Annotated in this window: 14 protein-coding genes; 12 read left to right on the forward strand and 2 right to left on the reverse strand. The window is 55.4% G+C overall.

The features are described 5' to 3' along the window. The first annotated feature begins 114 nt into the window (after positions 1-114). The 8 genes from RHP74_RS20525 (at position 115) to RHP74_RS20560 (ending at position 6,395) form a co-directional block, all read left to right on the forward strand. On the forward strand, positions 115-1,815 hold the full coding sequence (locus RHP74_RS20525) for a copper resistance system multicopper oxidase (protein WP_311096200.1): 1,701 nt from the start codon (positions 115-117) through the stop codon (positions 1,813-1,815). Between the two features lie 10 nt (positions 1,816-1,825). After that, the gene (locus RHP74_RS20530; protein ID WP_042932716.1) at positions 1,826-2,713 is read left to right on the forward strand and encodes a copper resistance protein B; all 888 of its coding nucleotides are present in this window, start codon (positions 1,826-1,828) and stop codon (positions 2,711-2,713) included. Positions 2,714-2,768: 55 nt separating this feature from the next. Next, entirely contained in the window at positions 2,769-3,137 is a 369-nt protein-coding gene (copC, locus tag RHP74_RS20535) for a copper homeostasis periplasmic binding protein CopC (protein ID WP_311096201.1), read from the forward strand. Between the two features lie 3 nt (positions 3,138-3,140). Continuing rightward, positions 3,141-4,076, forward strand: coding sequence for a copper homeostasis membrane protein CopD (copD, locus tag RHP74_RS20540; protein ID WP_311096202.1), 936 nt, complete (start codon positions 3,141-3,143; stop codon positions 4,074-4,076). 85 nt (positions 4,077-4,161) lie between these two features. Further along, positions 4,162-4,554: a hypothetical protein gene (locus tag RHP74_RS20545; protein ID WP_311096203.1), complete on the forward strand. Its 393-nt coding sequence runs from the start codon at positions 4,162-4,164 to the stop codon at positions 4,552-4,554. Between the two features lie 104 nt (positions 4,555-4,658). Beyond that, complete coding sequence (locus RHP74_RS20550) at positions 4,659-5,075, forward strand: hypothetical protein (protein WP_311096204.1); 417 nt, start codon at positions 4,659-4,661, stop codon at positions 5,073-5,075. Positions 5,076-5,173: 98 nt separating this feature from the next. Continuing rightward, positions 5,174-5,443, forward strand: a complete 270-nt coding sequence (locus tag RHP74_RS20555; RefSeq protein WP_311096205.1) for a heavy-metal-associated domain-containing protein — start codon at positions 5,174-5,176, stop codon at positions 5,441-5,443. 160 nt (positions 5,444-5,603) lie between these two features. Next, entirely contained in the window at positions 5,604-6,395 is a 792-nt protein-coding gene (locus RHP74_RS20560; RefSeq protein WP_311096206.1) for a transporter substrate-binding domain-containing protein, read from the forward strand. 133 nt (positions 6,396-6,528) lie between these two features. Here RHP74_RS20560 and RHP74_RS20565 read toward each other — a convergent pair whose 3' ends face one another. After that, positions 6,529-6,729 (reverse strand): hypothetical protein, encoded by a 201-nt coding sequence (locus RHP74_RS20565; protein WP_083376258.1) that lies wholly within the window; start codon positions 6,727-6,729, stop codon positions 6,529-6,531. A gap of 242 nt (positions 6,730-6,971) precedes the next feature. Here RHP74_RS20565 and dusA point away from each other — a divergent pair, with 242 nt between their 5' ends. Beyond that, positions 6,972-7,967, forward strand: a complete 996-nt coding sequence (dusA, locus tag RHP74_RS20570) for a tRNA dihydrouridine(20/20a) synthase DusA (RefSeq protein WP_169856847.1) — start codon at positions 6,972-6,974, stop codon at positions 7,965-7,967. 53 nt (positions 7,968-8,020) lie between these two features. Here the strand turns inward: dusA and RHP74_RS20575 are convergent, their stop codons facing one another. Then, a complete protein-coding gene (locus RHP74_RS20575; RefSeq protein ID WP_311096207.1) occupies positions 8,021-8,854 on the reverse strand; it encodes an undecaprenyl-diphosphate phosphatase in 834 nt (277 codons plus the stop codon). A 499-nt stretch (positions 8,855-9,353) separates the two neighbouring features. On the opposite strand from RHP74_RS20575, the gene RHP74_RS20580 reads away from it, so the two are divergent. The 3 genes from RHP74_RS20580 to RHP74_RS20590 are packed head-to-tail and all read left to right on the forward strand — an operon-like array spanning position 9,354 to position 11,603. After that, positions 9,354-10,094, forward strand: a complete 741-nt coding sequence (locus tag RHP74_RS20580; protein WP_311096208.1) for a winged helix-turn-helix domain-containing protein — start codon at positions 9,354-9,356, stop codon at positions 10,092-10,094. Positions 10,095-10,122: 28 nt separating this feature from the next. Further along, entirely contained in the window at positions 10,123-10,884 is a 762-nt protein-coding gene (locus RHP74_RS20585) for an EAL domain-containing protein (protein ID WP_311096209.1), read from the forward strand. 29 nt (positions 10,885-10,913) lie between these two features. After that, positions 10,914-11,603 carry a helix-turn-helix domain-containing protein gene (locus tag RHP74_RS20590; protein ID WP_311096210.1) on the forward strand — a complete coding sequence of 230 codons (690 nt, stop codon included), beginning with the start codon at positions 10,914-10,916 and terminating at the stop codon, positions 11,601-11,603. Positions 11,604-11,784: the final 181 nt, after the last annotated feature.

Below are 11,784 nucleotides of genomic sequence, written 5' to 3' on the forward strand. Positions count from 1 at the left end.
CTACATCGGTGAAACTGTCAAAACTGTAATCTCAGCCTCAGCCTTCTGAAAGGCACCGCTCGTTAGCCTCATCGTCAAGCTAGCTCCAAGCTGACGGACAGGGGACACAACGGCATGCATTCCAACACTACAAGACGCACCTTCGTGAAAGGGCTGGCCGCAGGCGGACTGCTCGGTGGCCTCGGCTTATGGCGCACGCCGGTCTGGGCAATCACCAGCCCTGGCGAACCTCAGGTGTTGACGGGCACCGACTTCGATCTGTCGATCGGCGAAACCCCGGTCAACATCACCGGCAACCCGCGCACCGCCATGGCCATCAACGGCGGCATTCCCGGCCCGCTGCTGCGCTGGCGCGAAGGCGACACGGTGACGTTGAGGGTGAGGAACAAGCTCAAAGTCGACACGTCCATTCACTGGCACGGCATCTTGCTGCCGGCCAACATGGACGGCGTACCGGGCCTGAGTTTTCACGGCATCGAACCGGGCGGCCTGTACGTCTACCAATTCACAGTCCGGCAGAATGGCACCTACTGGTATCACAGCCATTCGGGCTTTCAGGAACAGTCCGGCGTTTACGGCCCGCTGGTCATCGATGCCAAGGAGCCAGAGCCATTCCAGTACGACCGCGATTACGTGGTGATGCTGACCGACTGGACCGACGAAACCGCCGTCGGCCTGATGAAGACGCTGAAAAAGCAGTCGGATTACTACAACTACAACAAGCGCACCGTGGGTGATTTCATCCATGACGTCAGCGAAAAAGGTTGGGGAGCCACCGTCGCGGATCGAACGATGTGGGCCGAGATGAAGATGAACCCCACGGACATCGCCGACGTCAGCGGCGCCACTTACACCTACCTGATGAACGGCCAGGCGCCGGACATGAACTGGACCGGTGTATTCCGCACCGGCGAAAAGCTGCGGCTGCGGTTTATCAATGGCTCCGCCATGAGCTACTTCGACGTGCGCATCCCCGGGTTGAAAATGACGGTAGTCGCAGCCGACGGTTTGCACATCAAACCGGTGAGCGTCGACGAGTTTCGCATCGCAGTGGCAGAGACGTTTGACGTGATTGTCGAGCCGACCGAAGCGGCTTACACGCTGTTCGCGCAATCGATGGATCGCACGGGTTTTGCACGGGGTACGCTGGCAACGAAGCCAGGTTTGTTGGCGCCGATCCCGGCCCTGGACCCTCGACCGTTAGTGACCATGGATGACATGGGCATGGGCGGCATGGACCACAGCAGCATGGGCGATATGGCAGGCATGGATCACAGCAGCATGGCCGGCATGCAGTCTCATCCAGAGACGGAAAAGGACAACCCGCTGGTGGACATGCAAGCCATGTCCACCTCGCCCAAGCTCGACGATCCCGGACTGGGCCTGCGCAACAACGGACGCCGAGTCCTGACCTATTCCGACCTGCGCAGCACCTTCGAAGACCCGGACGGCCGCGAACCCGGCCGCACCATTGAGCTGCACCTCACCGGCCACATGGAGAAATTCGCCTGGTCGTTCAACGGCGTGAAATTCGCGGACGCCGAGCCGCTGCGCCTCAAGTACGGCGAGCGCGTCCGGATTGTGCTGGTCAACGACACGATGATGACCCACCCCATTCACCTGCACGGCATGTGGAGCGACCTCGAAGACGAGAATGGCGAGTTCATGGTGCGCAAACACACCATCGACATGCCGCCCGGCTCCCGGCGCAGCTATCGGGTCACCGCCGATGCGCTCGGCCGCTGGGCCTATCACTGCCATCTCCTGTACCACATGGAAATGGGCATGTTCCGTGAAGTTCGCGTGGAAGAATGAGGCGCATCCCATGACCCGATTGACTCCAATATCTTTAGCACTCGTGACCGCGGGCCTGACGCTCTCTTCGGCAATGGCCGCCACTGACGACATGCAGGGTATGGACCATAGCCAGATGACCGGCATGGACCACAGCCAGATGCAAAGCATGGATGACGGCCAGATGCAGCCCGCCGCGCCGACTGAAAGCCGCACGCCGATCCCGACGCTGACCGATGCCGACCGCGCCGCCGTATATGCCAGCCCGACCGGCCACGGCGTGCATGACACCGCACTCAACTATTATTTCCTTGCCGACAAACTCGAATGGCAGGACGCGGACAACGGCAGCGTCCTGGCCTGGGATCTGTCAGGCTGGATCGGCGGTGACATCGACCGCCTGTGGCTGCGCTCCGAAGGCGAACGCACCAACGGCAAGACCGAAGACGCCGAAATCCAGGCCCTGTGGGGCCATGCGATCTCCCCATGGTGGGACGTGGTGAGTGGCGTGCGCCAGGATTTCAAACCCGGGGCCCCACAAACCTGGGCCGCCTTCGGTGTGCAAGGCATGGCGCTTTACAACTTTGAAACCGAAGCCACTGCCTTCATCGGTGAGGGCGGCCAAACCGCTGCACGACTGGAAGGCGACTACGACATCCTGTTGACCAATCGGCTGATTCTGCAGCCGACCGCCGAACTCAACTTCTACGGCAAAAACGATCCACAACGGGGTATCGGCTCCGGTTTATCCAACACCGAGGCCGGCCTGCGGCTGCGCTACGAAATCCGCCGGGAGTTCGCGCCCTATATTGGCGTGACCTGGAACCGCACTTACGGCAAAACCGCCGATTACGCCAACGATGAAGGTGAGGATCGCAGTGAAGCGCGCCTGGTCCTCGGCGTTCGGCTGTGGTTTTAAACGCTTCAACTCAAAAAACCAAAAACCAACCGTTGAAAACGGTAAGAGGCCTCGCATGCGCATGATCAAAACCACCGTTGTTGCCCTGGGACTGCTGCTGAGCACATTCGCTCAAGCCCACCCGAAATTACTGTCCTCCACCCCCGCTGAAGGTGCAGTCGGCGCAGCACCCGCCAAAATCGAACTGCACTTTTCCGAAAACCTCATGACCCAGTTTTCCGGCGCGAAACTGGTCATGACCGAAATGCCCGGCATGGCCCACGCCCCCATGCCGATGAAAGCCAAAGTCTCCGGCGGCGACCCGAAAACCATGGTCATCACCCCGCTTTCGCCACTGCCCATCGGCACCTACAAAGTCGAATGGCGCGCGGTGTCTTCGGACACTCACCCGATTACCGGCAATGTTACGTTCAAAGTGAAGTGATGAATGAGCGACTCGATCGGCATTGCCCTGCGATTTGGCTTGTATGTGGATTTGATGCTGCTGTTGGGCTTGCCGCTGTTTGGGTTGTACAGCCTTAAAGGGCGGGAACGCGTGTCAGGCGCGGTGTTACCGTTTCGGTTGATGCTGGCGGGGACGGCGGCGCTTGGGTTGCTGTTGTCTATCGCGAGCATGGTAGTGATGGCGAGCGCCATGAGCGGTGAAACGGCCTTTGCCGAGTTACGTCCACACGTCGAGATGATGGTGTTGGAAACGGACATGGGCCTGGCCTGGGTCGTGCGTATCGTCGCACTGGTTGTTGGTGGATTGGCGGTGATGCTCAATCATCGTGCCCCTGGCGTTGGCTTGCTGGTTGCGACGATTGCTGGCGGTATCGCCCTCGCCTCTCTCGCCTGGAACGGACATGGCGCGATGGATGAAGGCATCCGCCGTGTCTGGCATTTCACCACCGACATCCTGCACTTGCTGGCCGCAGGAGTGTGGCTGGGAGCGCTAGTGGCGCTTGCGTTGATTGCGAAAGCCAATGTTCTGCAAACCGAAGAGCGCATCCGGCTGCTGGCCCGCGCAGTGACAAGGTTTGAACTGGTGGGCGCGTTGATTGTGGTCGTCATCACCGTCACGGGTGTTGTGAACTACCTCTTCATCGTTGGGCTGGAGCTTGATGACTTATTTCTAAGCACCTACGGGATTTTGCTGTTTATCAAAGTCACCTTGTTTGCAGGGATGCTGGTGCTCGCCGCGTTGAACCGGTTTCACCTTGGACCGTTTTTGCAGAGGTCGTTGCGCAACGGGCAGTATTGGGTAGCGGCGAATGCACTGCGGCGCAGTGTGGTGATGGAGTTGGCTGCGGCCGTTCTGATTGTTGGGCTGGTGGCCTGGCTGGGGACGTTGAGTCCAGAGATGGAAATGGCCGCGGAGTAACGTAAAGGGCGCCACTTGATATAGATCAACGACAGCCCCCTACACAGGGCTACGCTCAAAATAACCCTCAGATCGGATACCAGACATGCACGGGCTCCGCACCCATCTACCGCTGCTGATCCGCCAAGTGCTCGCACTGTGGCTGTTAGCCTTTGCGGTAGCGGCGAGCCAGGGTTGTCTTAGCCTGCCGCCCCATGATCTGAACGCCGCCCATGAAATCACCAGCAGCACTGGCCATGACAATAGTCATGAGCAGCATGCCAGCGGCTGCCTGCAATACTGCGAACACAGCGCCACAGCACGGCCCCCCGCACAGACCTTGCCCACCTTCGAACACGCCCTTTGGGCCGTCCTGTTTCTGCTGCCTGCGCTGATTCTGAGTGTCCGTTCCCAGACTCCGTTCGCGTTTCTCACCTTACACCGACCGGCGCCACCCCGGCCGCCAGCGCGCCTGCGCTTCGTTCGCTTCAACGATTAAAACCATTCTCCGAGCGTCCGGAGTTCCGGCCGCCCCTCCTTTGGCTTCGCCTCTTTAGCGCGGCTCAATAGTTCCTGTACGTCCCTGACTCACTGGAGATTGCCATGCATACGCACTTCAAAGCACTCGTCGCCGCACTGCTCATCAGTAGCCCACTGGTTGCCATGGCCGTCGAGGAGCATCAACCCGACACACCGCCAACCACACCGGCCACCGCCACCGCCGCCACCACCACGCAAAACAAGGCCATGAGCGAACAGATGGAAAAAATGCAGGCGGCCCACGAAAAAATGATCGCCGCCAAAACCCCGGCCGAACGCCAGGCCGCCATGCAAGAAGGCATGGCCACGATGAAGGACAGCATGGGCATGATGCACAACCATTGCCAAGGCATGGGCATGGGAATGGGTATGGGCAAAGGCATGTCCGGCGACAAGAACCACGCAGAACAGATGATGGACATGATGATGAAAATGATGGAACAGCAGTCGAGCATGATGAAGATGCCGATGGCGCAGTAACCGCCTGAAAGAAGCACTTGACCTTGCCATCGTGGCAAGGTCAACCATCGAACCCTGTCATCACACCACCGCCACTCATGGCGAAAGAGGTTTACGCAATGAACGGTACAGAATTTCAAGTCGAAGGCATGAGCTGCGGCAGTTGCATCAAACACGTCAACGCGGCGTTGCTGCCACTGGCCGGGGTTGGTGAAGTGACTGTCGACCTGGCGTCTGGCCGGGTCAAAGTGACCGGGGACATCGACAGCGATGTCCTGTTATCGGCACTGAATGAGGCAGGGTATCCAGCAAGCGTGTTGAAGGGTGAACGCCCCCAAAGCGTCGAGAAAAAGTCGGGGTGCGGCGGCCCCAGTTGCTGTTGTCACTGAGTCCGAACGGCCAGGATGACATCGAGGCCAGACCGCATTTTGCAAACACAACAATGGGCGCTCCCACAATGAGCGCCCTTTTTCGTCGTGGATAGCAGCCGGGAAACTGTTTCACTACACTCCACTTTTTCTAACCCACCCGGATAAAAGCCCGCCAAAAATGAAAACCATAAAATGCACAATGATGCTCGGTGGCCTGCTCGCTCTATCCTTCGGCGCTCGGGCACAGGACGGCCCTTCGCATCTGGACAGCATCATCCAGCAAAACCAACTGCGCGTGTGTACGACGGGCGACTACAAACCCTATACCTCCAAAGCCGAGAACGGCGAGTACTCGGGGATCGACATCGCCATGGCCCGCACATTGGCCGACAGCCTCGGCGTCAAGGTTGAGTGGGTGCAGACCACGTGGAAAACGCTGATGCCCGACATGCTGGCCGGCAAGTGCGACATCGGCGTCGGCGGCATCTCGGTCACCCTGGAACGCCAGAAAAAAGCCTTCTTCAGTACCACACTGGATGTCGACGGCAAAATCCCGTTAGTGCGCTGCGAAGATCAGGCCCTGTACCAGACCGTCGAACAAATCAACCAGCCTTCGGTTCGCTTGGTTGAACCGGCCGGTGGCACCAACGAAGCGTTTGTCCACGCGTTTCTGCCCAAGGCGCAATTGAGCCTTCACGACAACGTGACGATCTTTCAGGAGTTGCTGGATAAGAGGGCTGACGTGATGATTACCGATGCGTCGGAAGCGTTGTATCAGCAGAAACTTAAACCCGGGTTGTGCGCGGTTAACCCGAGCCAGTTCATGCAGTACGGCGAGAAGGCTTACTTGCTGCCCCGCGATGACATGACCTGGAAGTTATACGTCGACCAATGGCTGCACCTGGCCAAGGTGACCGGTAACTATCAGAAAGTCCTGAGCGAGTGGATAGCAACGCCCGCCCCTAAATAACCGTCACCCATCGTCCCACGCAAGCGCTGGCGAAGCCGCGTCCAGCTGAGAAACAGTCCCTCATTCAGCACTCGCGGTACATCAGGTAACAACGCGCCCCGACGGAAACATCTTCCGTCGGGGGCATTACGCCTTAGTCGTCGCGGAGCAACCCTGAGCTGTACTCGCTGAAATTGCTACCGATAGCGCTTCCGCCAAGGTTCAACTTGTTGGCGCCATGGCCATCGAACGATCGGCAGCCATCTGAAAAACAGGTGCTGGTGCTGACGCCTGAGCAGGCGCTTAAAAGCAAGGCACTGGTGATCATCATGACTTTGAAGAGATTTGAGATCATTTTTCAGGTTCCTGGGGGGCTGGAAGCTTGGTAGTTCGACTACGCCTCATCCTAGGACGCCAATTCGTCAGACATTATGAAACTTGGCTGGGCGACAGGATTGGTTCAGCCAAGGCGGTTTCCTGAGGCAAAAAAGGCGCTCTGTTCTGTTGCAACGCCACCCCAGTAAGACTCGTCTCCACCTCAAAAGCCCATTCCTGATAAACTCCCCACCTCCCAGCCCCATCGATTCCAGACCCCCAATGCCCCCAATCACCGCCACACCCGCCCCGCTCTCCCGCCGATTCTCCGTGGCGCCGATGATGGATTGGACTGACCGCCACTGCCGTTTTTTCCTACGTCTATTATCGAAAAACGCCCTCCTCTACACCGAAATGGTCACCACCGGCGCGCTCCTCAATGGCGATCACGAACGCTTCCTCCGTCACAACGAAGCCGAACACCCGTTGGCCCTGCAACTCGGCGGCAGCGTCCCTCTCGACTTGGCCGCCTGCGCCCGTATGGCTCAGGACCACGGTTACGACGAGGTGAATCTCAATGTCGGCTGCCCGAGTGATCGAGTGCAGAACAATATGATCGGCGCGTGCCTGATGGGGCATCCGCAGCTGGTGGCGGATTGTGTGAAGGCGATGCGCGATGCGGTGTCGATTCCGGTGACGGTGAAGCACCGGATCGGGATTAATGGGCGGGACAGTTACGAGGAATTGGTTGATTTTGTTGGCACGGTTCGGGATGCAGGGTGCACGAGTTTTACGGTACATGCGCGGATTGCGATTCTGGAGGGCTTATCGCCGAAAGAGAACCGTGACATTCCGCCCCTGCGTTATGACGTGGCGGCGCGGTTGAAGGCGGACTTTCCGGAGTTGGAGATTGTTCTTAACGGCGGGATCAAGACGCTGGAAGCCTGTCACGCGCATTTGCAAACGTTTGACGGTGTGATGTTGGGCCGCGAGGCGTATCACAACCCTTATGTGATGGCTGAGGTGGATCAGCAGTTGTTCGGCAGTACGGCGCCGGTGATTAGCCGGGCGGAGGCGCTGGCGAAGTTGCGGCCTTATATAGCGGCGCATATTGATGCGGGCGGTTCGATGCACCATATCACCCGGCACGTGCTGGGGCTGGGCACCGGGTTCCCGGGGGCACGCAAGTTTCGGCAGTTGTTGTCGGTGGATATCCACAAGGCTAAAGAGCCTTTGGCGTTGCTGGATCAGGCCGCTGAGTTGCTTGAAGGGCGTTAATCCGTTTTATCTTTTAAATACCAGGCTGGTGGGTCCGCAGCCTGGTTCACGTGTCAGAGCGCTGCTGCTTCAGTCCAGTTAACCCAACCGAATGCCCATGTGGCCAGGATCACCAGACCGAATGCAATTCGGTAACAGGCGAACGCGGCGTAGCTGTGGCTGGCGATAAACTTGAGCAAGCCGCGCACGGCGATCATGGCGAAAAAGAACGCGGTGACGAAGCCCAAGGTGAAGACTGGCAGGTCGCCAGCCTGGAACAGATCCCGATATTTGTAGCCTGAGTAGACGGCGGCACCGACCATGGTTGGCATGGCCAGGAAGAACGAGAACTCGGTGGCTGCCTTGCGCGACAGTCCAAATAGCAACCCACCGATAATGGTCGATCCTGAGCGTGAGGTGCCCGGTATCATCGCCAGGCATTGAGCGAACCCGACCTTTAACGCGTCGGTCCAGCGCATGTCGTCAACATGGTCGACATACACCCTATGTTCCCGCCGCTCAGCCCACAACATAACGATACCGCCCACTACCAATGCCACCGCCACGGTGATTGGATTGAACAGATATTCGTGAATCTTATCGGCGAACAATACACCTAATACAACGGCAGGCATAAAGCTGATCAATAAGTTCAAGGTAAACCGTTGCGCATTACGTTGGGTTGGCATGCCTGTGACGATCTCGAGGATCTTGCGCCGAAACTCCCAGACCACGGCCAGGATGGCCCCAAGTTGAATGATGATATTAAAAGCCATGGCACGCTCACCGCCGAAGCCGAGCAGGTCCGCGACAATGATTTGGTGCCCTGTACTTGATATGGGTAAAAACTCTGTCAGCCCTTCCACCACGCCTAAAATCAATACCGTTACGGTAGTCCAAAAATCCATTAACCCTCCTCATCCACAAAAGCAAAACCGCTGACGAACTGATGATTTTATCGCCAACGAGTCAGTAAAACGCATTCAGACCTGCATTAAAACTCAACGTTAATAATTGTCCATGAATGTCACCATCAACCAGAACGTTACATAACAAGAAATATCAGCCAGTTCCAAACAAAACACATACTAAAACCGGCACTTAAAGCAGCCTAGTTCTGGCAACTCATAAGGCCTCCATAAAAATCCAACTAAGGCAGCTTCAACCGCCCACCCAGGCTTATTGAACTGGAAAAGCGGGACATTGCGCAAAAAGATGGCACAATGATGCCTATTTGCCACTGTGCATGCCAAGCATCAGGGGCACAAAGGATCTCGCCAGATTGCTCAACAATGTTAAAAAAATTGTGACACCTGCTTGAAAACCCGGGAAATGTTACCAATTGTCAGTCACAAATGAGAATTGGTGCTTTAACATCCAAATGTCAGCACCCAGCCGAGTCAAAGCATGATGCTTACAGGGAAATTAACGAATACCAGCCACAGCCACACAAAGGAGGTGACGGGTATTCTCACCATTGGGCGGACCCATAGTTTAGCTGAGGGTTTCAGGACATTAGTTGCAAGCTATGTAGCGCATGATATACCCGTTGACACTATGTGTTTCAACCACTTGTTTAGAACAAATAAAGGTTTCCATTCATACCGTGCAGTATTCATTGTCATTGACAGCCCTCAGGCGTTTGATGAAAGCATCGCCTTGGTGGAAAATATGCGTGCCGATAACCAGGCCCTTATTATCTTTGTAGCCATCACCGGCAAAGGCACCTACAACAAGATGAGATACTATCTTGCCGGCGCCGACCACTGCATTAAATTCAGTACGCTTCCTGAAGATAACCCGGACGTACTTTCCGAGTTTTTTAATAGCGCAGAATGGCATAAGCAACACAGTTTGCTCTTGGACCCCACGCGTATGTGCCTGATTGGAGACTATAAAAAACTGGATGTTTCGTTTCCGGAAATGAAAATTCTGGAAGCCTTTTCCGAAACAAAAAATCAAATACTGAGCCATGATGAAATCGCCAGAATCATGGGTCTGAATATAACGTTTTATGACCCAAGGGCCTTGGAAAAATCTATCAGCCGCCTGCGCGGCAAGATAAAAGGCATGTATGGCACCAACGCCATTCAAAGTATTCGTGGGCATGGATATCGTCTCGTCAGGGGTCTCATCTCGACCGCCTGATGATTAATATGCAGGGAGTTATTGCATTATGAATGCAACGATGAGCGCGTCACACATCTATCGTGCGAGTCATTATCTGTCTCGACAATTGATCCTCACTCGTGATGACTGCCCATTTGGCAGCGAGATCAGAATACAGTTTGACGACAGTCCGGATCAGCCAGCCCATGCATCTTTTGCGGCATCCATGCAGCAGATGAGCGGCATCTACAGTGAAGTGCTCATGCAGACCCGGTTGATTGCCTTTTCGCTGAAAGACCATAATATATCCAGCAAAAACAAATACTTAAGTCGTAGATTTGTCTGCGTCGGACAATCAGACCTCGCCGATTCAGCACTCGCGGAAGAGTTGATACAGTCCAGCGACGCCCTGTGCAACTTTGGCCAGACGCTGGTTATCGCTTTCAATGAACTGCCTCTTTCGGCGGTCAGTTTCAGTGAAAAAAAGAAGATTCTCAACAATGTGTATCTGTTGAAAGATCACGGCATAGAAATCGCGTTCGATGGTTACAACATCGATAATGAAAGTATCGAAATCTTTACAACCCTGAATCTTTTCGACTATATCAAGATCCCTCTTTCAACCCTAGACTTAAGCCTTAAACTCACGGGCAACCCCGAATTATTCAATCGTCTCCACGAACGCATGACCATGTTGACCCACACCACTAAAGTCGCCTTCATAGCTGACAGAGTGGAGCATGCCGCGAGCCATATACTGGCGCGCGCGCTGCCGTTTGAATACTTTCAAGGGAGCCATTACTCCCCTGCCGACAACCTTTTGAATTAAAAACTGAGTATGCCCTTCAGGAGAGAGACATGGAAAGCAGTACACCCCTCCCCAGAAAATATTTTGTCGTCGTTACTCACAGCCCGGCATTACAACTAGAGCTTGAGGCATTATTATCGAGCGAGCGATATAACTCATTTGGTACGTCGCAGGCAAAGATGTTTGTCGAGGGTGTTTCCCTACCCTCATCAGCCCCTAAACTAATGGAATTTATTTCCCCTCACCTGGACAGAATTGTCCCTCCCGTTATCAGACATGATACACAGCGCATTCTCTCTTCATTCGAATCCGAGTGGCGAGCGGCCCAGTCCGATACGCGGTTCAGCAACATATCCTCACGGGCAGATGAAGACCGGGAAAACACCCAGGATTCACTCCTCAATGAGGCGGTAAAACCGCATTATCCCTATACAGAAGCCTGGCGATTGAGTCATGGCAATGGTGCGTTGATCAAAGATGACGTAGAGGTTGTCTTGACCGGGCTAGAAGCCACACTGGTCAAGAAAATGCTGCACCATGATGAGCGAGTCGTAAGTAAAGATGATCTTATTCGGAGCATCGGCAGAGAACCCGAGCATTATCGAGGCCTGGAAATGTGCTTGAGCAGGCTACAGGAAAAGTTCAAGAGTGCCAGCAATGGTGAACGTTTGTTCCGGGCCGTGAGGAATCGTGGCTATTGCCTGATTCAAAAAATAGTACGGGGGAAAAGTCTCACCTGAATCAATAAGATTGATCGCAATGGTAGTGCATACAAAAACAAAAAAGCACCCCACCATTTCACCCTCCGCCCCCTCCCCCCTCCGCAGAAAATCTCGCTTGCCCCTCCTGAAATCAACTTTCATTATCGACTATTTCTAACACTTCGCCGCCTCAATATAACCAGGACACCAACTTACCACT

This window comes from Pseudomonas sp. SG20052, assembly GCF_031766055.1.
In the GTDB taxonomy this organism is placed as follows: domain Bacteria; phylum Pseudomonadota; class Gammaproteobacteria; order Pseudomonadales; family Pseudomonadaceae; genus Aquipseudomonas; species Aquipseudomonas mandelii.

What these genes read in the sequence shown, in the direction of transcription:
- RHP74_RS20565 (WP_083376258.1), bottom strand. Translation starts at nt 6,729, where the DNA reads ATGATCTCAAATCTCTTCAAAGTCATGATGATCACCAGTGCCTTGCTT.
- RHP74_RS20575 (WP_311096207.1), bottom strand. Translation starts at nt 8,854, where the DNA reads ATGGATTTTTGGACTACCGTAACGGTATTGATTTTAGGCGTGGTGGAA.
- copC (WP_311096201.1), top strand. Translation starts at nt 2,769, where the DNA reads ATGCGCATGATCAAAACCACCGTTGTTGCCCTGGGACTGCTGCTGAGC.
- RHP74_RS20590 (WP_311096210.1), top strand. Translation starts at nt 10,914, where the DNA reads ATGGAAAGCAGTACACCCCTCCCCAGAAAATATTTTGTCGTCGTTACT.
- RHP74_RS20585 (WP_311096209.1), top strand. Translation starts at nt 10,123, where the DNA reads ATGAATGCAACGATGAGCGCGTCACACATCTATCGTGCGAGTCATTAT.
- copD (WP_311096202.1), top strand. Translation starts at nt 3,141, where the DNA reads ATGAGCGACTCGATCGGCATTGCCCTGCGATTTGGCTTGTATGTGGAT.
- RHP74_RS20580 (WP_311096208.1), top strand. Translation starts at nt 9,354, where the DNA reads ATGATGCTTACAGGGAAATTAACGAATACCAGCCACAGCCACACAAAG.
- dusA (WP_169856847.1), top strand. Translation starts at nt 6,972, where the DNA reads ATGCCCCCAATCACCGCCACACCCGCCCCGCTCTCCCGCCGATTCTCC.
- RHP74_RS20555 (WP_311096205.1), top strand. Translation starts at nt 5,174, where the DNA reads ATGAACGGTACAGAATTTCAAGTCGAAGGCATGAGCTGCGGCAGTTGC.
- RHP74_RS20560 (WP_311096206.1), top strand. Translation starts at nt 5,604, where the DNA reads ATGAAAACCATAAAATGCACAATGATGCTCGGTGGCCTGCTCGCTCTA.
- RHP74_RS20525 (WP_311096200.1), top strand. Translation starts at nt 115, where the DNA reads ATGCATTCCAACACTACAAGACGCACCTTCGTGAAAGGGCTGGCCGCA.
- RHP74_RS20550 (WP_311096204.1), top strand. Translation starts at nt 4,659, where the DNA reads ATGCATACGCACTTCAAAGCACTCGTCGCCGCACTGCTCATCAGTAGC.
- RHP74_RS20530 (WP_042932716.1), top strand. Translation starts at nt 1,826, where the DNA reads ATGACCCGATTGACTCCAATATCTTTAGCACTCGTGACCGCGGGCCTG.
- RHP74_RS20545 (WP_311096203.1), top strand. Translation starts at nt 4,162, where the DNA reads ATGCACGGGCTCCGCACCCATCTACCGCTGCTGATCCGCCAAGTGCTC.